The sequence below is a fragment of the Myxococcus sp. AM011 genome (assembly GCF_013372595.1).
Classification (GTDB): domain Bacteria; phylum Myxococcota; class Myxococcia; order Myxococcales; family Myxococcaceae; genus Myxococcus; species Myxococcus eversor.
In genome coordinates this window covers 1-23624 of sequence record NZ_JABXEM010000063.1, presented here as the reverse complement: position 1 = coordinate 23624, position 23624 = coordinate 1, and the positions used below count along the sequence as shown (strand labels likewise).

The following is a 23624-nucleotide window of genomic DNA, read 5'->3' as shown; positions in this document are numbered from 1 at the left end:
GGGGGTGCGGCGCTCGCTGCCTCCCCCGCTGACATGCCTCCGGGAGAGCCGTTGCCCGCCCCTTCGCCGCCAGCGGGCCCGGCCGTGCTTTCCCTTGGGACAAGGAGAGTGACGATGCGCTTTCGCGACAGAGCAGACGCCGGGCGCCGGCTGGCGGCGGTGCTCCTGCCCTACCGGGGCTCGGAGGTCCGCGTGCTGGGGCTGGCCCGGGGAGGGTTGAGGGTGGCGTACGAGGTGGCCCGCGCGCTGGAAGTCCCGCTGGACGTCTGGGTGTCCAGGCGCCTGAGCATCCCAGGGCGGGTGCTGACGATGGGCGCGGTGTCCGAGGGCGGAGGCCAGTACCTCCTCTCGGATGCGCTGCGACTGGCGCCCCTGCCGAAAGGCGAGGTGGACTCGCTCATCCGTGAAGAGGCCAGCGTGGTGGACGAGCAGGTACGGCGGCTGCGCGGACATCCTCTTTCCGGGCTCGGCGGCCGCACCGTGGTGCTGGTGGATGACGGCGTGCTGACGGGCGCCTCCGCCGCCGCCGCGCTGAGGGCCCTGCGGCTGTTCCACCCGGCCCGGCTGGTGATGGGCACCCCGGTCGCCACGCCCGAGGGGCTGGCGGTGCTGCGGCCCGAGGCGGACACGGTGGCCTGCGTGGTGACCGAGCCGGGGATGCGCACGGTGGCCGAGGCCTATGACGACTTCCGCGCGTTCCCCGACGTGGAGCTGCGGAGCCTGGTCGAGCGCTCCCGTGAGCCGCCCTGGCGCTCGCAGGAGGTGGTGGAGTCCGCGGACTCGGGTGGGACCTGGATGTGAGGCCGTGAAGCCGTTTCGTTGTGACGACGTGCACCCGTGACACGAGGAGAGCGGCCCATGAGTCAGGACGACCCGAAGGACCTGGAGGTCCGCGAGGTGATGGTGCGCTCCGGACGCGCGGAGCTGGGCGGCAGCCTGGGCCTTCCTCCAGGCGCGCGCGGGCTGGTCATCTTCGCGCATGGCAGCGGAAGCAGTCGCTTCAGTCCGCGCAACCGCGCCGTCGCGCGCGGCCTGCGTGAAGCCGGCCTGGGCACGCTGCTGTTCGATTTGCTCGGCGCGGACGAGGAGGCGATGGACGCGGGCACCGGCGAGCTGCGCTTCGATATCCCATTCCTCGCGCGGCGGCTCATCGCGGTGACGCGGTGGGCGCAGGCCCAGCCGGAGCTGTCCGGGCTGGGGCTGGGCTACTTCGGCTCCAGCACGGGCGCGGCGGCGGCGCTGCTGGCGGCGGCGCTGCATCCAGAGTCGGTGCGGTCGGTGGTGTCCCGCGGCGGCAGACCGGACCTGGCCGGGCCCGCGCTGGCCCGGGTGCGAGCGCCCACGCTGCTGCTCGTGGGCAGCCTGGACGTGGACGTGCTGGAGCTGAACCAGGACGCGTTCGACGAGCTTTCCTCCGCCAAGTCCCTCATCGTCATCCCCGGGGCCACGCACCTGTTCGAGGAGCCCGGCACGCTGGAGGAGGTGGCGCGCCGCGCGGCGGACTGGTTCACCCGCCACCTGGAGGCGCCTCGACTGGAGGCCCGCGAATGAGCCCGGAGCCCGGGCCGACCGGACCGACGGTGCGCCGGAGCGCGGACGGACGGTGGACCACCGAATGCGAAGTGGAGGTCTGAAGCGGAGTATTGAGGCCCCGCATGGGCGCGCGGGCTGGTATAGGCATCGGCATGCGCTCGCGTGAACCCCGCTTTGTCTGGCTGGACCTGGAGATGACCGGGTTGGACCCCGAGTCCTGCGCCATCATCGAGATTGGCGTCATCATCACCGGGCCGGATTTGCGCCCGATTGCGGAGATTGAACGCGTCATCTGGCAGCCGGAGGAAGTGCTCCTGCGCATGGAGCCCGTGGTGCGGGAGATGCACACGCGCAACGGCCTGCTCGAGAAGGTGCGCGCCTCCAGCACGTCGCTGCGGGTGGCGGAGCGGGAGGTGACGGCGCTGGTGGCCGAGCACTGTCCGATGGGCGAGGGCGTGCTGGCGGGCAACTCCATCCACACCGACCGCCGCTTCCTGTTCCAGTACATGCCGCTGCTGGAGCGCTACCTGCACTACCGCATGGTGGACGTGACGAGCCTCAAGGTCCTCACGCGCGCCTGGTACCCGAACCTGGTGGAGCCGCGAAAGCCGCCCAGCGGGCACACCGCGCTCGCGGACCTGCGCTCCAGCATCAACGAGCTGCAGTACTACCGCGACACCCTGTTCCGCGCGACGCCGGGCTGAGTCTCCAGCCCGACGGCGTGGCTTTCAGCCCGCTGTCCCAGTGCTGCTCGGCGTGGGCCCGTTGGGGCCCCCGAGCAGCTCGGAGATGGTCTCCAGCAGCAGGTCGAGTTCGAAGGGCTTGGCCAGGAAGCGCGCGCTGGAGCGGCGCTCCTCCTCGGAGATGCGGCCCGCGCTCATCACGACGACGGGGATGGTGCGCAGCGCCGGGTCATCGCGCATGCGGCGCAGCATCTCCCGGCCGTCCATCACCGGCATCATCAAGTCCAACAGCACCAGGTCGGGACGCACCTCCGCCATCCGTTGCAGGCCCTCCGAGCCGTTGAAGGCCGTGAGGATGCCGTAGCCCTCCACGGAGAGGATGTCCTGGAGTGCCTCGACGATGGCCAGCTCGTCATCGACGATGAGCAGCCGCTTCATCGACTCACGCCCTCTCTTCGTCCACGGTCACCACCCGGGGTCTTGCTCAGCCGGGCCATTCCGGCTGCCGCCATCCCAGGGCGGGACGGTAGGACACGGGCCGGCGCAAGCCACGGAATTGAGCGCGGTGTGTTCGGAATGTTGCGGACCAGGAGTCTCACCGCAGTCGGGCTCTCAGCAGGTGTTTCTGGACCTTGCCCAGCGCGTTGCGAGGCAGCGAGTCCATGAAGACGACGCGACGGGGTTTCTTGAAGCTGGCGAGCCTGTCCTTACACCAATCCACCAGGGCCTGCGCATCCGGGGCGTGCATGCCGGGTGGGGGTACCACGACGGCCACCACCTGCTCGCCATAGTCCGCGTCCGGAAGGCCCAGCACGGCGACCTCGGCCACGCCCGGGTGCGTGGCGAGCACCTCCTCCACCTCGCGCGGGTACACGTTGAAGCCGCCGCTGATGATGAGCTCGCGCGCCCGCCCGGTGATGCGCAGGTAGCCGTCCGCGTCCAGCTCGCCCAAATCTCCGGTGCGGAACCAACCCTCCGAGTCGAAGGACTCCGACGTGGCATCGGGCCTTCGCCAGTAGCCCGCGAAGACGTGGGGGCCGCGGACCTCGATTTCCCCCATCTCGCCCTGGGGCAGGTGGCGGCGCGTGCGCACGTCGACGACGCGCGCCTCCTGGCCCGGGAAGGGGAAGCCCACCGTGCCCGGACGGCGCTCGCCGTCATACGGGTTGGTGGTGTTCATGATGGTCTCCGTCATCCCGTAGCGCTCGAGGATGCGCGTGCCGAAGTCCTTCTCGATGTCGTGGAAGAGCTGGGGACTCAAGGGCGCGGAGCCGGAGACCCACAGGCGCAGCTCGCGGGGCTTCACGCCCGTGCGCCGCGACTCCTCCAGCAGTCTGCCGTACATGGTAGGCACCCCGAAGAACATCGTCAGCGAGGCGTCATCGCGCAACGTCGCCAGCGCGTCCGTGGCCACGAAGCGTCGGTGCAGCTCCAGGCTCGAGCCGGTGTACAGCGTGCCGTGCAGGCCCACCATGAGGCCGTGCGTGTGGAACAACGGCAGGGCGAGCAGCAGCCGGTCCGCCGCCGTCCAGCGCCACGCCTCGGTGACGGCCTTCACGTTGGCCAGCAGGTTGCGGTGCAGCAGCATGGCGCCCTTGGAGCGGCCCGTCGTCCCGGACGTGTAGCCCAGCACCGCCAGGTCCTCCGGACGCGGCAGCGCGAGCGCCACCGGTGACGTCGCGCCCTCCTCCAGCAGCGCGTCGAAGTCGATGACCTCCAACGAGGCCGGCGGCGTGACGGTGGTCGGCTCCACGGTGACGAGCCATTGCAGCGACGGGAGCTGGTCCTTGAGCGGAATCAGCTCCGCCACCCCCGACGCGCCGGTGACGCAGGTGTGGACCTCCGCGTCCGCGAGGATGTGGGCCAGCTCCACCTGGCGATACGCCGTGTTGACGAGCACCACGACGCAGCCCGCGTGCTGCACACCCAGGTAGGCGACGATGAACTGCGGGCTGTTCTCCAGGAAGAGCGCCACGCGCTCGCCCGGCTGCAGGCCGCGCTGACGCATGCCCTTCGCGAAGGCCGCGATGTGCTCGGCCAGCTCGCCGTAGGAAGTCGATTCACGCTCGAACGTGAGGAACGGCCGCCCCGGCGCGCCGTGGGCGTGGTCCAGGAAGGTTTCGAGGAGGGACGAAGACATGAGCCGCGCAGACTACTTCCCTCACTTCCAAACTGGACAAGCTGTGAGTCAATTTTGACGGCAAAGAGTGGCTTTAACTGCATAGTCTGACTAACTCGTTGAGTTGGCCTGAGGACGCGAGACAGGGAGTGGGTCCTCGGAAGGCTCGACGCGCACGGGAGGTGTCACTTGCGTGAAGGACTGTGTGGTGGACGTTGGACGTTGGGGCCGGCATTGGCCGTGGTGCTGCTGGTGGCGGGGCTGTTGTCGCCAGCGCTCGCGGAGGCGAACCTGCCGTATCCGACGCGCACCGCGTATCGCCTGAAGGGTGTGCAGCCGGACTTCTGGCCCAGCTACGACGAGCTCGCGGGAAACAACACCGGCGGCGTGGCGATGAACCTGGTGTGGGCCTCGTGGGAGCCGTCGGTGCAGGCGCCGCCGTGTACCGGAGGGCGCGTGGAGTATGCGGGGCACTGCTTCGCGGTGGATGCGAGCGTGGACGCGGCCATCCGCGAGTGGACGGCGCGCGGCGTGGTGGTGACGGCGGTGGTGTACGGCGTGCCCGCGTGGGCGCGCGCGGGGCGCACGTGCACACCGGCGGCGGCGGGCTTCGACATCTTCTGCGCGCCCAACAACGCCGCGGACTACGGCCGCTTCGTGGGCCTGCTCGCGCAGCGCTACAACGGGCTCAACGGCCATGGCCGCGTCGCCGACTTCGTCATCCACAACGAGGTCAACTCCAACGACTGGTTCGACATCGGCTGTGGCCAGGGCGCGGGCGCGTGCAACACGGCGGCGTGGCTGGACACGTACGCGGCCAGCTACAACGCGGCCTATGACCAGGTGATGACGTGGCAGTCGGCGGCGAAGGTGCTCATCTCGCTGACGCACCACTTCGGCGTGGAGCTGGACGCGCCCGGCGCGAGCAGTCCGACGTTGTCCGCCACGACCTTCTTGAACGGCTTCGCGGCGCGCGTGGGCTCGCGGGCGTGGCGCGTGGCGTACCATCCCTATGCGCCGGACTTGTTCCGTCCCCAGTTCTCCGCGGATGACTATCCGCGCGTGACGTACGGCAACCTGGGCGTGCTGGCGGGCTGGCTGCGCAAGACGTTCCCCACCCGGCCGCACGCGTGGGAAATCCAGCTCACGGAGAGCGGCATCCACTCCGGCACGCCGCAGTCGTCGGAGGCCGCGCAGCAGACGGCCGTGTGCGACTCGTTCCGCAACGTGCTGGGGACGCCCGGCATCGAGAGCTACATCTACCACCGCATGCACGACAACGCGGCGGAGGGCGGACTGGCGCTCGGGCTGCGCCGGGTCGATGGAAGCGCGAAGCCGTCATGGAGCACGTGGGCGCTGGCCAACCGCGATGACTTGAATCCGCCCCAGCTCTCCTGCGGCTTCGAGGAGCTGCCGTACACGCGGCTGCGCCGGGGCTACCACGCCACGCGAGGCCACTGGGCGTCGTCGCGGCTGTTGCCTCCGGGCTTCCGGCAGGAGTCCTCGTGGCGGCTGTGGCGTGACGCCGTGCCGGGCACGCGGATGCTGTACGAGTGCCGCGTGGGCAACCACAACCTGCTCAGCCCGGACGTGGGCTGTGAGGGCCTCCTGCCCCTGGGGCCGGTGGGCTACATCCACACGACGCAGGTGGCGGGCACGGTGCCGCTGTACCGGTGCAACCTGGGCCAGGGGAAGGACCACTTCGTCTCCCCCGCGTCGAACTGCGAGGGCCAGGTGACAGAGCAGCTGTTGGGCTACGCGTTCCCCTGACGGTGAACCCGGTCCGGGTGCCTGGAGGCCGGGCGGGTTGATCCGCTCGGCCGGAGCGTTGTCCGCTTCTGGGACATCACTTCGCGGAACCGGGCACACCCAGGGGAGGGGGTAGGGGTGTTCCGAGCAATTCCCTGGGGTTGGGTCGCGTGAAACGGTTGGCACGCGGCTCGCTCTAGGGGTGGCCCGTGGACATTCCCAAAGCAAAAAAGCCTCGCCGCAAGCCCTGGTTGCTCGCCATTGGTGGTGCGTTCGCGCTCATCCTCGTCACCGTGGGTCTGGGTCGGCTGCGGCCGGCGGCGCCTTCGGTGGACCGGGCCTCGGTGTGGCTGGACACGGTGAAGCGCGGCCCCATGGTGCGCCAGGTGAAGGGCGCGGGCACGCTGGTTCCCGAGTACATCCGCTGGCTGACGGCGGACACGGCGGGCCGGGTGGAGCGCATCCACGTGCGGCCGGGCGCGACGGTGAAGGCGGACACGCTCCTGATGGAGCTGGCCAACCCGGACGTGCAGCTCCAGATGCTGGAGGCGGAGCGGCAGCTCGCCAGCGCCGAGGCGGAGTACATCCAGATGCGGATGACGCTGGAGACGCAGCGGCTGGCGCAGGAGGCCGCAGTCGCCACCCTCGTCGCCGAGTCCTCCAACGCCGAGCGCCGCGCCACCGCCGACGCCTCCCTCGTCGAGAAGGACCTCATCCCCGCGCTCGATGCGCGGCAGGCGGGCGAGCGGGCGGGCGAGATGACGCGCCGGCTGGAGCTGGAGCGCAAGAAGCTGTCCGTCGTCGCCGCCAGCATGAAGGACCAGCTCGTCGCTTTGCAGGGACAGGTGGAACGTTTGAAAGCGGTGGCCCGCTTCCGTCGTACCCAGGTGGAGTCCATGAAGGTGCTCGCCGGGGAGGATGGAGTGCTGCAGGAGCTTCCGCTGGAGCTGGGTCAGTGGGTGACGCCGGGCGTGCTGCTGGCGAAGGTCGTCAAGCCGGAGCGGCTCAAGGCGGAGCTGCGCATCGCCGAGACGCAGGCGCGCGACATCGTCCAGGGCCAGAAGGCGCTGGTGGACACGCGCAACGGGGTGGTGGAGGGCACGGTGGCGCGCGTGGCGCCGGCGGCGAGCCAGGGCACGGTGCGGGTGGAGGTGTCGCTCCCCGACGAGCTGCCCAAGGGCGCGCGGCCCGACCTCACGGTGGAGGGCACCGTGGAGCTCGAGCGGTTGGGCAACGTGCTGTCGGTGGGGCGCCCGGCCGGTGCGCAGCCCAACGGGACGATGTCGCTCTTCCGGTTGATGCCGGGCAGTGACGAGGCGGTCCGGGTGCCGGTGCAGTTGGGCCGGGGCTCGGTGAATGCCGTGGAGGTGCTGCAGGGCCTCGCGGAAGGTGACCAGGTGGTGCTGTCGGACATGGCCGCGTGGGATGCGGTCGAGCGGGTGAGGCTGCGATGATGACGACGAACAACAATGCGGAGACGCCTGCTTCCGAGGACGCGGCGGTGTTGGCGGGTGCGGCCAAGGTGGAGACGGGCAAGTCCCTCATCACGCTGGAAGGATTGACGAAGGTCTTCGAGACGGAGGAGGTGGAGACGCACGCGCTCTCCAACATCCACCTCAACATCCGCCAGGGTGAGTGGGTGGCGATTGTCGGTCCCTCGGGCTCCGGCAAGTCCACGCTGCTCGCCGTGCTGGGGTTGCTCGACACGACGACGCGGGGCACGTACCTGCTCGACGGCAAGAGCGTGCTGGACTTGTCCGCGTCGGACCGGGCGCTGGTGCGCAACCGGCACATCGGCTTCATCTTCCAGAGCTTCAACCTCATCGGCGATTTGACGGTGTTCGAGAACGTGGAGCTTCCCCTGACGTACCGGGGCATGCCCGCCGCCGAGCGCAAGCAGCGGGTCGAGAAGGCGCTGGACAAGGTGGGCATGGCGCACCGCGCGCGGCACATGCCGGGGCAGCTCTCCGGCGGTCAGCAGCAGCGTGTCGCCGTGGCGCGCGCCGTGGCCGGAGACCCGCTCATCCTCCTGGCGGACGAGCCCACCGGTAACCTGGATTCGAAGAACGGCGAGGCGGTGATGCAGTTGCTGTCCGAGCTGCACAAGGCCGGGGCCACCATCTGCATGGTGACGCACGACCCGGCGCACGCGCGAGTCGCCACGCGCACGGTGAGCCTCTTCGACGGTCGCGTCGTCCAGGACGAGCAGCGCCGCTAACCCTTCTCCTCTCGCGGGCCTCGCCCGGGTCGCTCCTGGCGGGGCGGCCCTCGGGAGGCGTGCGTCCTGAATCACCGGAGTCGTCGTGGAAACCTTCCTCCAGAATGTCCGCTACGCGGTGCGCTCGTTGCGCAAGAGCCCGGGCTTCACGCTGATGGCGGTGCTGGCGCTGGCGTTGGGCATCGGCGCGAACAGCGCGGTCTTCAGCGTGGTGAATGGCGTGCTGCTCAAGCCGCCGCCCTTCGCCCAGCCGGAGCGGTTGGTCCACCTCTGGGGCAACTACGCCAAGGCGAACATCAAGGACATCGTCGTGTCGGTGCCCGAGTACCGGGACTACCTCACGATGCCCAGGGCCTTCAGCTCGCTGGCGGCCTTCGATGCGAGCAACGTCACGCTCACCGGGGGCGACGCGCCGGAGCGGCTCCAGATGACGCTCTCCACGGCCTCTCTGTTCCCCACGCTGGGCGTGGCGCCGGTGCTGGGCCGCGGCTTCACCGAGGAGGAGGAGACGCTGGGGCGCGACAAGGTGCTCGTGTTGACGCACAAGACGTGGCGCACGCGCTTCGCGCAGGACCCGGGCGTGCTGGGCCGTGAGCTGCGGCTCGACGGGGACACGTACACGGTGGTGGGCGTGCTGCCGCCCGGCGTCGAGTACCCGGCGGACACGGACCTGTACGCGCCCCTGGCGCCCACGCAGGAGCGGGCGTCGGCGGTCTCTCGCGGCTACCGCTTCCTCAGCGTGGTGGGGCGGCTGAAGCCAGGCCTGACGCTGGAGGCGGCGCAGGCGGACATGGACCGGCTGGGGCGGGAGATGGAGACCCTGTACGAGGAGTATTACAAGGGCTACGGCTGGACCATCTCCGTGAAGTCGCTGGAGGACGAGGTGGTGGGCCGGGTGCGCGGGACGCTGTGGCTCCTCCTGGGCGCGGTGGGCTTCGTGTTGCTGGTGGCGTGCAGCAGCGTGGCGAACCTGCTCCTGGCCCGGGCGACGGCGCGTCAGCGTGAGGTGTCCATCCGCGCGGCGCTGGGCGCGGGGCGGGGACAACTGGTGGCGCAGTTCCTCGCCGAGAGCCTGGTGCTGGCGGCAGCGGGCGGTGGGCTGGGGTTGCTCCTGGCCATCTGGGGCACGGACGCGCTGGTGGCGATGGTGGGAGACGGGCTGCCTCGCGCGGCGGCGGTGGGACTGGACGTCTCCTCGGTGCTCTTCACCGCGGGACTCTCCGTGCTCACGGGCATCGGCTTCGGGCTCGTGCCGGCGCTCCAGGCGAGCCGCGTGGACCTGAGCTCGACGATGCGCGAGGGCTCTCGCGGGACGGAGGGTGGCAAGGCGGGCCGGCTGCGCGCGGGGTTGGTGGTGGGGCAGGTGGCGTTCGCGCTGGTGCTGCTGGTGGGCGCGGGTCTCTTCCTCCGGAGCTTCCAGGCGCTGACCCATGTGGAGGCGGGCTTCGTGCCGGAGGGAGTGCTCACCGGCCGGCTCGCGTTGCCGGCCACGAGCTACGCGAAGCCGGAGGACCAGCGGGCCTTCCAGCAGGAGCTGCTCCGCCGCGTCCAGGCGCTGCCCGGCGTGGAGTCCGCGGGAGTGACGAACCTGTTGCCGCTGGGCGGCAAGACGAACATCAGCTTCGACGTGGAGGGGCGGACGCGGGCGGCGGGGGAGATGTGGCCCGCGGTGGAGTCGCGCTTCGCCAGTGCTGACTACCTGCGCACGCTCAAGGTGCGGCTGCGCGACGGGCGCATGCTCCAGGAGACGGACGGACCGGACGCGGCGTGGGCGGTGGTCATCAATCAGACGTTCGCGGACCTCTACTGGCCGAAGGGGGACGCGCTGGGCCAGCGAGTGAAGCTGCATCAGTCCGACGCCCAGTGGACCACGGTGGTGGGCATCGTCGACGACCTGCGCGAGTGGGGCCTGGACACGCCCGCGCGCCCGACGGCGTACTACTCGGCGCTGCAGGTGCCCCTCACCCACATCTACCTGGCGGTGCGCGTGAAGGCGGGCGAGCCGGAGTCCCTGCGCACGGCGATTGAGTCCGAGGTGCGCGCGCTCGACGGCAACCTGCCCCTGTTCAAGGTGACGTCCATGGTGCGGTTGGTGGACGAGTCCATCGTCTCGCGCAGGCTGACGGCGCTGTTGATGGGCCTGTTCGCGGGCACGGCGCTGCTCCTGGCGGCGCTCGGAATCTCGGGCGTCATTGGCTACTCGGTGGCGCAGCGCACGCGGGAGATGGGCATCCGGATGGCGCTGGGCGCGGCGAAGTCGGACGTGCTGGTGCTGGTGCTGCGCCAGGGCGTGAAGCTGGCGGCGTTGGGCGTGGGTCTGGGCCTGGTGTTGTCGCTGGTGCTGGCGCGGCTCCTGAGCACGATGTTGTACGGCGTGACGGCGTATGACCCGTGGACCTTCGCGGGAGTGGCGGCGCTGTTGAGCGCGGTGGCCCTGGGGGCGACGTGGCTGCCGGCGCACCGCGCGACGCGGGTGGACCCCATCATCGCCTTGAAGGCCGAGTAGGAGCGCGCGTCGATGGAGACCTTCCTTCAGGACCTGCGGTACGCGCTGCGCACGCTGGGCAAGAGCCCCGGCTTCACGCTGGTGGCGGTGCTGGCGCTCGCGCTGGGTATCGGCGCGAACAGCGCGGTCTTCAGCGTGGTGAACGGCGTGCTGTTGAGGCCACCGCCCTTCGCCGAGCCGGACCGCCTGGTCCATGTGTGGGGCAACTACCTCATGGCGGATGCGAAGGACATCCCGGTGTCCGTGCCCGAGTACCTGGACTACCGCGAGATGCCGAAGGTCTTCGCATCGGTGGGGGCCTACGTCGAGGACGACGTCACGCTCACCGGGGGCGATGTGCCGGAGCGGCTCCACATGACGCTCTCCACGGCCTCGCTCTTCTCCACGCTGGGCGTGTCGCCGGTGCTCGGTCGCGCCTTCACCCAGGACGAGGAGACGCCGGGCCAGGAGCGGGTGGTGGTGCTGACGGACAAGACGTGGCGCACGCGCTACGCGCGGGACCCGAAGGTGTTGGGCCGCGAGCTTCGGCTCGACGGCCACGCGTACACGGTGGTGGGCGTGCTGCCGCCCGGCGTGGAGTACCCGGTGGGCACGGATGTGTACGTGCCCTTTCCTCCGAACGCGGAGCAGTCCTCGCAGGCGGCGCGCGCCAATCACTTCCTTGGCGTGGTGGCGCGGCTGAAGCCAGGCATCTCGCTGGAGACGGCGCGCGCGGACCTGGCGCGGGTGGCTCGGGAGATGGAGGCCTTGCACGCGAAGGACTACCAGGGCGGAGGCTGGGCCATCACCGTGAAGTCGCTGGAGGACGAGGTGGTGGGCAACGTGCGCGGCACGCTGTGGCTCCTGCTGGGCGCGGTGGGCTTCGTGCTCTTGGTGGCGTGTGGCAGCGTGGCGAATCTCCTGTTGGCCCGAGCGGCGGCCCGAGAGCGCGAGGTGTCCATCCGCGCGGCGCTGGGCGCGGGCCGTGGACGGTTGGTGGCGCAGTTCCTCACGGAGAGCCTGCTGCTGTCCCTGGCGGGCGGCGCGCTCGGGCTGCTGCTGGCGATGTGGGGCATGGACGTGTTGCTGGCGTTGGTGGGTGAGAGCCTGCCGCGCGCGGCGGACGTCAGCCTGGATGCGCGCTCGCTGGTGTTCACCGGTGGGGTGAGCCTGCTGTCGGGACTGCTCTTCGGACTGGTGCCCGCGCTCCAGGCGAGCCGCGCGGACCTGAACGCGACGATGCGCGAGGGCTCGCGAGGCACGGCGGGGAGAAGCTCGGGACGGCTTCGCTCGGGGCTGGTGGTGGGCCAGGTGGCCTTCGCGCTGGTGTTGCTCGTGGGCGCGGGCCTCTTCGGCAAGAGCTTCCTGGCGCTGAGCGACGTGGAGGCGGGCTTCACGCCGGAAGGAGTGCTCACCGCGAGCATCGCCCTGCCTCGGGAGACCTACTCGGAGTCACGCCGGAGCGAGACCTTCACGCGCGAGCTGCTGGGCCGCATCCACGCGCTGCCCGGCGTGGAGTCCGCGGGAGTGACGAACAAGCTGCCCCTGGGCGGCCGGACGGACATCGGCTTCGACATCGAGGGACGCACGCGGGCGCCGGACACGGTGTGGCCCGCCGTGGAGACCCGCTTCGTCAGCGAGGACTACCTGCGCACGTTGCGAGTGCGGCTGCGAGATGGGCGCATGTTGCAGGCGACGGACAGCTCCGAGGCGCCGTGGGCGGTGGTCATCAACAAGACCTTCGCGGACCTCTACTGGCCGCGAGGAGGGGCGCTGGGGCAACGCCTGAAATTGCGGCGGACAAACTCCCAGTGGACCACGGTGGTGGGCGTCGTGGATGACGTGCGCGAGTGGGGCCTGGACAAGCCCGCGCGCCCGACGGCGTACTATTCGGCGGCGCAGGTGTCCCTCAACAACATCAACCTGGTGGTGCGCGCGAAGGACATCCACGCGGAGTCGCTTCGCACGGCGCTCGAGTCCGAGGTGCGCGCGCTCGACGGCAACCTCCCGCTGTTCAACGTGACGCCGATGATGAAGCTGGTGGATGACTCCATCAGCTCGCGGCGACTGTCGGCGCTGTTGATGGGGCTGTTCGCGGGCACCGCGCTGCTGTTGGCGGCCTTGGGGATTTCCGGCGTCATCGGCTACGCGGTGGCGCAGCGCACGCGGGAGATGGGCATCCGGATGGCGCTGGGCGCGACGCGGCGGAATGTGCTGGCGCTGGTCCTGGGCCAGGGCGTGCGGCTGGCGGGGCTGGGCGTGGTGGTGGGCCTGCTGCTCTCGCTGGGGCTGGCGCGGCTGTTGAGCACCCTGCTGTTCGGCGTGACGGTGTACGACCCCTGGACCTTCGTGGGAGTGGCGACGTTGTTGGGCGGCGTGGCCCTGGGAGCCGCATGGCTGCCGGCGCACCGCGCGACGCGGGTAGACCCCATCATCGCCTTGAAGGCGGAGTAGGAGCGCGCGTCGATGGAGACCTTCCTTCAGGACCTGCGGTACGCGCTGCGCACGTTGGGCAAGAGCCCTGGCTTCACGCTGGTGGCGGTGCTTGCGCTGGCACTGGGCATCGGCGCGAACAGCGCGGTCTTCAGCGTGGTGAATGGCGTCCTCTTGAGGCCGCCGCCCTTCGCCGAGCCGGACCGGCTGATGGACGTGTCGAACGACTTCGGCCGGGCGGGGCGCAAGGGACTGTCGTCCTCGGTGGTGGAGTACCGGGAGTACGCGGAGCTGCCGAGCGTCTTCTCCTCGGTCGCCGCCTTCGCCGATGACGACGTGACGTTGACGGGCGTGGACACACCGCAGCACCTGCGCGTGGTGGAGGCCACCGCGACCTTCTTCCCGACGCTGGGCGTGCGGCCCGCGCTGGGGCGCGACTTCACGCGGGACGAGGAGACGGCTGGCAACGACAGGGTGGTGATGCTCACGCACCAGACGTGGCGCACCCACTTCTCGCAAGACCCGGGCGTGCTGGGGCGCACGCTCCAGCTTGACGGCGAGCCGTACACGGTGGTGGGCGTGCTGCCTCGCGGCGTGACGTACCCGGCGGGTACGGACCTCTACAAGCCCTTCGCGCCCTCGGCGGACCTGGCCTCCGAGGACAAGCGCGACACGCGCTTCCTGGAGGTCATCGCGCGGCTGAAGCCCGGCGTGACGATGGAGACCGCGGCGACGGATTTGGCCCGTGTGTCCCAGGCGCTGGCGCGGACGCATCCAAAGTACGCACAGGGCAAGCGCACCATCGGCCTGAAGTCGCTGGAGGACGAGGTGGTGGGCGACGTGCGCGGCACGCTGTGGCTCCTCCTGGGCGCGGTGGGTTTCGTGCTGCTGGTGGCGTGTGGCAGCGTGGCCAACCTCCTGCTGGCGCGCGCGGCGGCCCGTGAGCGCGAGGTGTCCATCCGCGCGGCGCTGGGCGCGGGCCGTGGACGGTTGGTGGCGCAGTTCCTCACCGAGAGCCTGTTGCTGTCCCTGGTGGGCGGCGCGCTCGGGCTGCTGCTGGCGATGTGGGGCACGGACGTGTTGCTGGCGCTGGTGGGAGAGAGCCTGCCGCGCGCGGCGGACGTCAGCCTGGACACGCGCTCGTTACTGTTCACCGGTGGGGTGAGTCTGTTGTCGGGGTTGCTCTTCGGGCTGGTGCCAGCGCTCCAGGCGAGCCGCGCGGACCTGAACGCGGCCATGCGCGGGAATTCTCGAGGCACGGCGGGGGGACGCTCGGGACGGCTTCGCTCGGGGCTGGTGGTGGGGCAGGTGGCCTTCGCGCTGGTGCTGCTGGTGGGCGCGGGCCTCTTCGGCAGGAGCCTGTTGGTGCTGCTGTCGGTGGACCCGGGCTTCAAGCCGGAGGGTGTGCTCACCGCGCAGCTCTCGCTGCCGGGCACGAGCTACGACACGCCCGAGCGCCAGGGCACCTTCCAGCGCGAGCTGCTGGGGCGGCTCCAGGCGTTGCCCGGCGTGGAGTCCGTGGGCTTCACGAATCTCCTACCCCTGGGGCGCTCGATGACGTTCGGCTTCGCCATCGACGGCCGCACGAAGGGGCCCGACGAGGTGTGGCCCGCGGTGCAACTGCGCACCGTCAGCCCCGACTACCCGCGCACGCTGGGCCTGAAGCTGCGCGAGGGACGCCTGCTGGAGGAGACGGACGGTCCGGGCGCGGCGTGGGCGGTGCTCATCAACAAGACCTTCGCGGACGGGTACTGGCCCCAGGGCAACGCGCTGGGGCAGCGACTGCGACTGAACCGTCCCGATGCGCAGTGGGCCACGGTGGTGGGCATCGTCGAGGACGCGCGAGAGTGGTCCTTGGACAAGCCGATGGTGCCCATGGCGTATTACTCGCTCGCGCAGCTCGGTGGCGCGAACCTGGCGCTCGCCATCCGCTCCAAGGCGGGCAACCCGGAGTCGCTGCGCGGCGGTGTCGAGGCGGCGCTGCGCGAGGTGGACCGGAACGTTCCGCTGTTCGGTGTCGCGCCGCTGACGCGACTGGTGGACGAGTCCATCGGCTCGCGACGGCTGGCCGCGTTGCTGATGGGCCTGTTCGGGGGCACGGCGCTGCTCCTGGCGTCGCTCGGGCTGGCGGGCGTCATCGGCTACTCGGTGGCGCAGCGCACGCGGGAGATGGGCATCCGCATGGCGCTGGGCGCGGCGAAGTCGGACGTGCTGGTGCTGGTGCTGCGCCAGGGCGTGAAGCTGGCGGGGCTGGGCGTGCTGCTGGGCCTGGGGCTGTCGCTGGGACTCGCGCACCTGTTGCGGACGCTGCTGTACGGCGTGACGGCGTATGACCCGTGGACCTTCGCGGGAGTGGCGGCGCTGCTGAGCGCGGTGGCGTTGCTGGCGACGTGGCTGCCGGCGCGACGTGCGACGCGCGTGGACCCCATCATCGCCCTCCGGGCGGACTAGGCACGGGATGGAAACGCTCCTTCGAGACCTTCGCTTCACCCTGCGCTCGCTGCGCGCGAGCCCGGGCTTCACGCTGGTGGCGGTGCTGGCGCTCGCGCTGGGCATCGGCGCCAACAGCGCGGTGTTCAGCGTGGTGAACGGCGTGCTGCTCACGCCGCCCCCGCTCGCGGAGCCCGAGCGCCTGGTCACCCTGTCCAATGACATCCAGGCGGCGGACCTGGAGGGCATCTCCATCTCCACGCCCGAGTACCGGGACTTCAGCACCCTGCCGAGCGTCTTCAGCTCGGTGGCGGCGTACACCTGGCGGGACATGACGCTGACGGGTGGCGGCGCCGCGCAGCGCTTCGGCGTGGTGCATGGCACCGCCACGTTGTTCACCACGCTCGGCGTGACGCCGATGCTGGGGCGAGGCTTCACCGAGGCGGAGGCCTCACCCGGTGGGGACCCGGTGGTGGTGCTGACGCACAAGGTGTGGCGCGCGAACTTCGCGGAGGACCCGGGGGTGCTGGGCAAGACGATGCAGCTCGACGGCAAGCCCTACACGGTGGTGGGCGTGCTGCCCCGAGGCGTGGCGCATCCAGAGAGCACTGACCTCTACGTGCCCTTCACTCCGCCGCCGGAGCATGCCTCGCAGCGCACCATGCGCTACCTGTTCTCTCTGGCGCGGATGAAGCCGGGTGTGACGCTGGAGCAGGCGCGCGCGGACATGGCGCGAGTCGCCCGCGACATGCAGGCGGTGGAGCCTCGCTACAGCGGCATCGGCTGGTCCATCCGCGTCACCTCGCTGGAGGACAAGCTGGTGGGCAACGTGCGCGGCACGCTGTGGCTCCTGCTGGGCGCGGTGGGCTGCGTGCTGCTGGTGGCGTGCGGCAGCGTGGCGAACCTCCTGCTGGCCCGAGCGGCGGCCCGTGAGCGCGAGGTGTCCATCCGCGCGGCGCTGGGCGCGAGCCGAGGCCGGCTGGTGGCGCAGTTCCTCACCGAGAGCCTGGTGCTGTCGCTGGTGGGCGGAGCGCTGGGGTTGCTCCTGGCGCTGTGGGGCACGGATGCGCTCCTGGCCTTCATGGGAGACGGGCTGCCGCGCATGTCGCACGTGAAGCTGGACGTGACGTCGGTGCTCTTCACGATGGGCGTCTCCGTGTTCACCGGCCTGGTGTTCGGCCTGGTGCCCGCGCTCCAGTCGAGCCACGTGGACCTGAACGCGACGATGCGCGAGGGCTCGCGCGGCACGGAGGGCGGGCGCTCAGGGCGGCTGCGCTCGGGGCTGGTGGTGGCGCAGGTGGCCTTCGCGCTGATGCTGCTGGTGGGCGCGGGCCTGTTCATGAAGAGCCTGCTCGCGCTGCGCGGCGTCGACGCGGGCTTCAAGCCGGTGGGGGTGCTCACCGGTCAATTGGTGCTGCCGGACGCGCGCTATTCGGAGCCCGCGCGCAAGCTGGCGTTCCAGCGGGACTTGCTGGAGCGCCTGGAGGCCCTGCCCGGCGTGGAGTCGGTGGGGCTCACGAATCTCCTGCCCCTGGGAGGCATCTCCACGAGCGGCCTGGAGTTCGAGAGCCGGCCCGAGGTGAAGGGCGAGCTGTTGCCCGCGGTGGAGTTCCGGCTGGCGAGCCCGGGCTACCTGAGCACGCTGGGCGTGAAGCTGTACCAGGGCCGCCTGCACCAGGGCCTCGGCGAGGTGGGCGGGATTCCAGAGGTCGTCATCAACAGGCGCTTCGCGGACGTGTACTGGCCGAAGGGCAACGCGCTGGGCCAGCGGCTGTCGCTGGAGCCGATGACGCAATGGTCGACGGTGGTGGGAATCGTCGAGGACATGCGCGAGTGGGGCCTGTCCTCGCCCGCGCGGCCCGCGGCCTACTGGTCGCTGCCCGCGGCGCCCGCGTCGTACCTGAGCCTGGTGGTCCGGGCGAAGGCAGGAGCCCCGGAGGCGCTGCGCGCGTCCATCGAAGCGGAGCTGCGCGGGGTGGACGCGGACGTGCCCCTGTTCAACGTGGCGCCGCTGACGCAGTTGGTGGACGAGTCCATCAGCTCGCGCAGCCTGTCGGCCCTGTTGATGGGATTGTTCGCTGGCACGGCGCTGTTGCTGGCCGCGCTGGGCATCGCCGGCGTCGTGGGCTACTCGGTGACGCGGCGCACGCGGGAGATGGGCATCCGCATGGCGCTGGGGGCGGCCAGCTCCGACGTGTTGGTGATGGTGTTGCGACAGGGCTTGAAGCTGGCGGGGCTGGGCGTGGCGGTGGGGCTGGTGATGTCGCTGGGCCTGGCCCGCTTCCTGGGCAGCATGTTGTACGGCGTGACGGCGTATGACCCGTGGACCTTCACGGCGGTGGCGGTGCTCCTGGGCGGAGTGACGTTGCTGGCGACGTGGCTGCCGGCGCGGCGAGCCTCTCGCGTGGACCCCATCGTTTCCTTGCGCTCCGAGTGAGCACGAAAGCACCTCTCATGTCCTCACCTCTCATCTCCTTGCGTCAGGTCGAGAAGTCCTACCCGCTGGCCGGGGGCCGCAGCTGGGTGCTGCGCAACATCGACCTGGATATCCAACCGGGCGAGTTCGTCACGCTGATGGGCCCGTCCGGCGCGGGCAAGTCCACGCTGCTGGCCGTGCTGGGCATGCTCGACGCCGAGTGGAAGGGCGAGTACGTGCTGGACGGTCAGGCCGTGCACGCGATGAAGCCGAAGGAGCGCGGCGAGCTGTCCCGGCGCACCATCGGCTTCGTCTTCCAGCAGTACCACCTGCTCGACAACCTCACGGTGGCGGAGAACCTGGAGGTGCCGCTGTCCTACCGCAACCTCAAGCGCGGCGAGCGCGAAGCGCTGGTGGGGGACATGCTGGACCGCTTCCAGTTGGTGGGGAAGAAGGACCTGTTCCCCTCGCAGCTCTCCGGTGGACAGCAGCAGCTGGTGGGAATCGCCCGCGCGCTCATCGCCTCGCCAAAAATCCTGCTGGCGGACGAGCCGACGGGCAACCTCCACTCACAGCAGGCGAAGCACATCATGGAGGTGTTCCAGACGCTCAACAAAGCGGGCACCACCATCATCCAGGTGACGCACTCGGAGGCCAACGCGGCCTTCGGCCACCGCATCATCCAGCTCGCGGACGGCTGGCTCCAGAAGACCTGAGCAGGGCGAGGGGAGGGACACCATGCTGAGCGACGTGTTGATGGACGTGCGGTACGCCCTGCGGACGATGCGCCAGTCGCCCGTCTTCACCGTGGCGGCGGTGCTGGTGCTGGCCCTGGGCATCGGGGTGACGACGGCGCTGTTCAGCGTGGTGGACGGGGTGCTCCTGCGTCCGCTGCCCTTCCCGGAGCCGGAGCGACTGGTGGTGATGTCCTCGGAGCAGCCCCGGCGGGTGCCGCCGCGCTACAGCCTGCCCAGCTACGAGGACCTCGCGAAGCGGATGACGCAGGTTCGCTCGTTGAGCGCGTACACGGGCCACCTCTTCAACCTCACCGGCGAAGGGGACGCGCAGCAGGTGCGAGGCGCGTGGGTGGTGGGAGACTTCTTCGGCGCCTTCGGGACGAAGCCCGTGCTCGGAAGGACCTTCGCTCCTGAGGAGCGTGAGGCCCGCGTGGTGGTGCTCTCCCATGCGCGGTGGCAGAAGACCGGAGGGAGTCCTGGCGTGCTCGGTCAGACGCTGACGCTGGATGGACAGCCCTACACGGTGATTGGGGTGATGCCGCCGTCCTTCACCACGTTCGGCTTCACCACGGAGGTCTGGGCCCCGTTCGACAGTCAGCCGGGCGCGGCGCTGTCGGAGGAGCGTCTGGAACGGGGCGACCGGGCCTTCATCGTGGCGGGCCGGCTGGCGCCCGGGGCCACGCTGGAGTCCGCGCGGCACGAGCTGAAGGCCATGAGCGAGGAGATGCTCGCGTTGGACCGCAACCTGTCGCTGTGGCTGGTGACTTATGGCGAGCAGCTCACGTCGAACGTGAGCCTGCTGTTGTGGGTGCTCCTGGGCGCGGTGACGCTGGTGTTGATGCTGGCGGCGGCCAACGTGGCGCACCTCCAGCTCGCGCGTTCGGCGGCGCGTCAGCGGGAGCTGGGCATCCGCGTGGCGCTGGGCGCCGGACGGGGCCGGCTGGTGCGGCAGTTGCTCACTGAGAGCGTGTTGCTGGCGCTCCTGGGCGGCGTGGCGGGCGTGCTGCTGGCGCTGTGGGCCACGGACCTGGTGTTGATGCTCGGAGGCAACCGGCTGCCGCGCTCGGATGAGGTGGTGGTGCACGGCCGCGTCCTGCTCTTCGCGCTGGGAGTGACGCTGACGACGGGTGTGGGCGTGGGGCTGGTGCCCGCGCTGCAACGCAGCCAGTTGTCTCCGGGCGTGGTGTTGGGACGGGGCGCGACGGAGGCGTCGCGGGGGCGCACGCACGCGGTGCTGGTGGTGGCCGAGGTGGCGCTGGCGCTGATGCTCGTCACCGGCGCGGGGTTGATGCTCAAGAGCTTCTGGCGGATGCACCAGGCGGACCCGGGCGTGGATGCGTCGGGCGTCTTCGTGGCGCGGCTGTCGCTGGGGACGGAGCGCTACGGCGACACCGAGCGGGCGGCGAACTTCCATCGCGAGCTGACGAGGCGTCTGGCCGCGCGTCCCGAGGTCGCCGCGGTGGGCGTGGGGCAGAGCCTTCCGGCGGGAGGCGACATCCGCCGCTCGGGGTACTGGCTGGAGGGGACCGAGGACCCGCCGGTTCGCCCCAACGCGCTGGTCAACACCGCCACGCCGGGTTTCCTGGAGGCGCTGCGTGTGCCGCTGCTCGCGGGCCGCGGGCTGGCGGACTCGGACGGGCTGAACGCGCCGCTCGTCATGGTGGTGAGCGAGCGCTTCGCGCGGGACGTCTTCCCCGGCCAGGACGCGGTGGGCCGACGGGTCTCCTTCGGCGGTGACGACGCGGACGGCAACCCGCTCTGGGTCACCGTGGTGGGCGTGGTGGGCGACGTCGCATACGCGGGCATCGAGGCGGGCCATGAGCCCACGGTGTACAGGCCCATGGCGCAGGAGCCGTACGGGGGTGGGCAGCTCGCGGTGCGGGCGGCGGCGGGCCTCGTGCCCCAGGCGCTGGAGGCGGTGGTGCGCGCGGAGCTGCGCGCGGTGGACTCGCAGGTGGCGCTCGCGCAGGTGGCCACGCTGGAGGAGCGGCTGTCCATGGACCTGGGGCAGCCGCGCTTCCGGGCGGTGTTGCTGGGGGCCTTCGGCGTGCTGGCGCTGGTGCTGGCCGCGGTGGGCATCTACGGCGTGATGTCCTACTCGGTGACCCAGCGCGCGCAGGAGATGAGCATCCGGATGGCGCTGGGCGCACGCGCGGCGGACGTCCTGCGACTGGTGGTGGGACAGGCGCTGCGGCGGGTGGGCCTGGGGCTGGTGCTAGGGCTGCTCGGGGCGCTGGCGGCCCACCGCATCATGGAGGGCCTGCTCTATGGGATGGGCGCGTTGGATGTTTCGGTCTTGGCTTCTGTCTCGCTGCTGCTATTGGGCACCGCCTGGCTGGCGAGCTGGCTTCCGGCGCGCAGGGCGGCCAGCGTTGACCCCGCCTCCGTCCTGCGGCGCGGCTGAGCCTCTTCGTTTCTGGCACTCTTTCTTCCGGGATGTCCTCCGTGTCCGACCCTCTTGCTGTCGCTGTCATCAACCCTGCTCCTGTCTCCCCGCCCGTCGCCGCCGCGCGTCCCTCGCGCATCCTCATCGCGGATGACCAGGCTGACGTGCTGGAGGCCCTGCGCCTGCTGCTGAAGCGGGACGGCCACACAGTCGTCACCGCGCAGTCGCCCGCGGGAGCGCTCGCCACGCTGGAAGCCGAGGACGTGGACCTGGTGCTGATGGACTTGAACTACGCGCGGGACACCACGTCCGGGCGGGAGGGCATGGACCTGCTTGGCCGCATCCGCGCGCAGGACGCCTCGCTGCCCGTCGTGGTGATGACGGCGTGGAGCAGCGTGGAGGGCGCGGTGGAGGCGATGCGCGGCGGCGCGCGCGACTACGTGCAGAAGCCGTGGGACAACACGCGCCTGCTCGCCACGCTGCGCACGCAGCTGGAGCTGGGACGCGCGCTCAAGCGCAGCCGCCGGCTGGAAGAAGAGAACCAGCACCTGCGGCGAGGACAGGGTGGCCTGCCCACCATGGTGTCCGAGTCGCGCGCCATGATGCCGGTGCGCCGGATGATTGAGCGCGTGGCGCCGTCCGGGGCGAACGTGCTGGTGACGGGCGAGCACGGCACGGGCAAGGAGGTGGTGGCGAGGCTGCTTCATGCGTCCTCGACGCGCGCGGACCGGGCCTTCGTGGCGGTCAACTCCGGCGGACTGTCCGAGGGCGTCTTCGAGAGCGAGCTGTTCGGCCACGTGAAGGGCGCGTTCACCGACGCGAAGGCGGACCGTATCGGCTGCTTCGAGCTGGCGGACGGCGGCACGCTGTTCCTGGATGAGATTGGGAACATGCCGCTGTCGCAGCAGGCGAAGCTCTTGCGCGTGCTCCAGACGGGTGAGTTGCATCCGGTGGGCTCGTCCAAGACGCGGCGGGTGGACGTGCGGGTGGTGAGCGCCACCAACGTGGACCTGTCCAAGGCGGTGACCGAGGGCCGCTTCCGCGAGGATTTGCTGTACCGCCTCAACACGGTGGAAGTCCCGCTGCCGCCGCTGCGCGAGCGTCGTGAGGATATCCCCCTGCTCGCGTCGCACTTCCTGGCCGAGCACGGCAGGCGCTACGGGCGCAACGCGGCGCGGCTGACGTCCGGGGCGCTGGAGGCGCTCCTGGCCTATCCGTGGCCGGGCAACGTGCGCGAGCTGGAGCACGCGGTGGAGCGCTCGCTGCTGATGGCGGCGGGGGACGAGGTGTCGGCGGAGGACCTGCTCCTGCGCAGGGCGGGGCGTGAGGGCATGTCGCGGCTGGAGGAGATGACGCTGGAGGAGGTGGAGCGCTACCTCATCGAGCGCGCGCTGGCGCGGCACGAGGGCAACGTGAGCGAGGCGGCGAAGGGACTGGGCCTGTCGCGCAGCGCGCTGTACCGTCGGCTCCAGTACTACGGAATCAAGGGAGCCCGGTGAGACGTACGCGCAAGCCCTGGCCACATGACCTGCAGGTGCTGGCCCTGACGTGGCTGGCGGGCCTGCCCGGGGGAGTGGCCTCGCTCGCGCTGGTGTGGACGGGAGACTTCTCGTCCAAGGTCCGCTGGACGTTGACGACGCTGGTGGTGGGCGTCTTCCTCGGCGTGGGGCTCCTCGTCCGCGAGCGGGTGATGCGGCCCCTGCACGCGCTGGCGAACCTGTTGGCGGCGCTGCGCGAGGGTGACTACTCGACGCGCGGGCGTGGCGCGCGGGTGGGCGATGCGCTGGGCGAGGTGCTCCTGGAGGTGAACGCCCTGGGCGACACCTTGCGTGAGCAGCGGCTGGGGGCGCTGGAGGCGGGAGCGCTGCTCGAGCAGGTGATGGAGGAGATCGACGTCACGGTGCTGGCCTTCGATGTCGCGGGCACGCTGCGGCTGGTGAATCGCGCGGGTGAGAAGTTGCTGGGCCAGTCACGCTCGCAGTTGATGGGCAAGGGTGCCGGCTCGCTGGGGGTGTCGGACCTGTTGGAAGGCCCGGCGCCTCGGAGGTTGTCGCGCTCCTTCGCGGAGGAGGGCGGGCCGTACGAGCTGCGGCGCGGTGGCTTCCGTCAGGGAGGACTGCCGCATCACCTGGTGGTGCTGGCGGACCTGCGGCTGGCGTTGCGCGAGCAGGAGCGCGAGGCGTGGCGCCGGCTGGTGCGCGTGCTGAGTCATGAAATCAACAACTCGCTGGCGCCAATTCAATCCATCGCGGAGGCGCTGCGCGACACGCTGTTGATGGAGCCGCGTCCCTCGGACTGGGAGGACGACGCGAAGAGCGGCCTGGGCATCGTCGCGAGGCGCTCCGAGGCGCTGGCGCGCTTCATGTCCGCGTATGCGCGACTGGCGCGCCTGCCGCCCCCGGTGCTGGCGGGGGTGGAGGTGGACGGCTGGGTGC

15 protein-coding genes and 1 pseudogene are annotated in these 23624 nt (G+C 70.7%); 14 read left to right on the top strand and 2 right to left on the bottom strand.

Annotated elements, in window-relative coordinates; translation table 11 throughout:
* Positions 1–114 precede the first annotated feature (114 nt).
* From HUW62_RS15525 to orn, 3 genes are all read left to right on the top strand, one after another.
* Positions 115–801, top strand: a complete 687-nt coding sequence (locus HUW62_RS15525) for a phosphoribosyltransferase (RefSeq protein WP_163866121.1) — start codon at positions 115–117, stop codon at positions 799–801.
* Between the two features lie 57 nt (positions 802–858).
* Positions 859–1551: a dienelactone hydrolase family protein gene (locus HUW62_RS15520; protein ID WP_176434913.1), complete on the top strand. Its 693-nt coding sequence runs from the start codon at positions 859–861 to the stop codon at positions 1549–1551.
* Between the two features lie 134 nt (positions 1552–1685).
* A complete protein-coding gene (orn, locus tag HUW62_RS15515) occupies positions 1686–2237 on the top strand; it encodes an oligoribonuclease (RefSeq protein ID WP_163866123.1) in 552 nt (183 codons plus the stop codon).
* A 24-nt stretch (positions 2238–2261) separates the two neighbouring features.
* Here orn and HUW62_RS15510 read toward each other — a convergent pair whose 3' ends face one another.
* Positions 2262–2654, bottom strand: a complete 393-nt coding sequence (locus HUW62_RS15510; RefSeq protein WP_163866124.1) for a response regulator — start codon at positions 2652–2654, stop codon at positions 2262–2264.
* A gap of 163 nt (positions 2655–2817) precedes the next feature.
* Positions 2818–4356, bottom strand: a pseudogene (locus tag HUW62_RS15505) (AMP-binding protein); the annotation flags it as partial.
* Positions 4357–4524: 168 nt separating this feature from the next.
* On the opposite strand from HUW62_RS15505, the gene HUW62_RS15500 reads away from it, so the two are divergent.
* The 11 genes from HUW62_RS15500 to HUW62_RS15450 form a co-directional block, all read left to right on the top strand.
* The gene (locus tag HUW62_RS15500) at positions 4525–6105 is read left to right on the top strand and encodes a DUF5722 domain-containing protein (protein ID WP_255203448.1); all 1581 of its coding nucleotides are present in this window, start codon (positions 4525–4527) and stop codon (positions 6103–6105) included.
* Positions 6106–6293: 188 nt separating this feature from the next.
* Entirely contained in the window at positions 6294–7538 is a 1245-nt protein-coding gene (locus tag HUW62_RS15495; RefSeq protein WP_163866126.1) for an HlyD family secretion protein, read from the top strand.
* Positions 7535–8302 (top strand): ABC transporter ATP-binding protein, encoded by a 768-nt coding sequence (locus tag HUW62_RS15490; protein ID WP_163866127.1) that lies wholly within the window; start codon positions 7535–7537, stop codon positions 8300–8302. Before HUW62_RS15495 ends, HUW62_RS15490 begins: the two co-directional genes overlap by 4 nt.
* Positions 8303–8387: 85 nt before the next feature.
* Positions 8388–10808, top strand: coding sequence for an ABC transporter permease (locus tag HUW62_RS15485; RefSeq protein WP_163866128.1), 2421 nt, complete (start codon positions 8388–8390; stop codon positions 10806–10808).
* Between the two features lie 12 nt (positions 10809–10820).
* On the top strand, positions 10821–13241 hold the full coding sequence (locus HUW62_RS15480) for an ABC transporter permease (protein WP_176434911.1): 2421 nt from the start codon (positions 10821–10823) through the stop codon (positions 13239–13241).
* A 12-nt stretch (positions 13242–13253) separates the two neighbouring features.
* Positions 13254–15671: an ABC transporter permease gene (locus HUW62_RS15475; RefSeq protein ID WP_176434910.1), complete on the top strand. Its 2418-nt coding sequence runs from the start codon at positions 13254–13256 to the stop codon at positions 15669–15671.
* Positions 15672–15678: 7 nt separating this feature from the next.
* Positions 15679–18087, top strand: a complete 2409-nt coding sequence (locus HUW62_RS15470) for an ABC transporter permease (RefSeq protein ID WP_176434909.1) — start codon at positions 15679–15681, stop codon at positions 18085–18087.
* 17 nt (positions 18088–18104) lie between these two features.
* Positions 18105–18782 carry an ABC transporter ATP-binding protein gene (locus tag HUW62_RS15465; RefSeq protein WP_163866132.1) on the top strand — a complete coding sequence of 226 codons (678 nt, stop codon included), beginning with the start codon at positions 18105–18107 and terminating at the stop codon, positions 18780–18782.
* Between the two features lie 22 nt (positions 18783–18804).
* Positions 18805–21207: an ABC transporter permease gene (locus HUW62_RS15460; RefSeq protein ID WP_176434908.1), complete on the top strand. Its 2403-nt coding sequence runs from the start codon at positions 18805–18807 to the stop codon at positions 21205–21207.
* 41 nt (positions 21208–21248) lie between these two features.
* Complete coding sequence (locus tag HUW62_RS15455) at positions 21249–22688, top strand: sigma-54 dependent transcriptional regulator (RefSeq protein WP_176434907.1); 1440 nt, start codon at positions 21249–21251, stop codon at positions 22686–22688.
* The coding region (locus HUW62_RS15450; RefSeq protein ID WP_176434906.1) for a PAS domain S-box protein at positions 22685–23624 on the top strand (940 nt) is incomplete at its 3' end. The genes HUW62_RS15455 and HUW62_RS15450, both read left to right, overlap by 4 nt.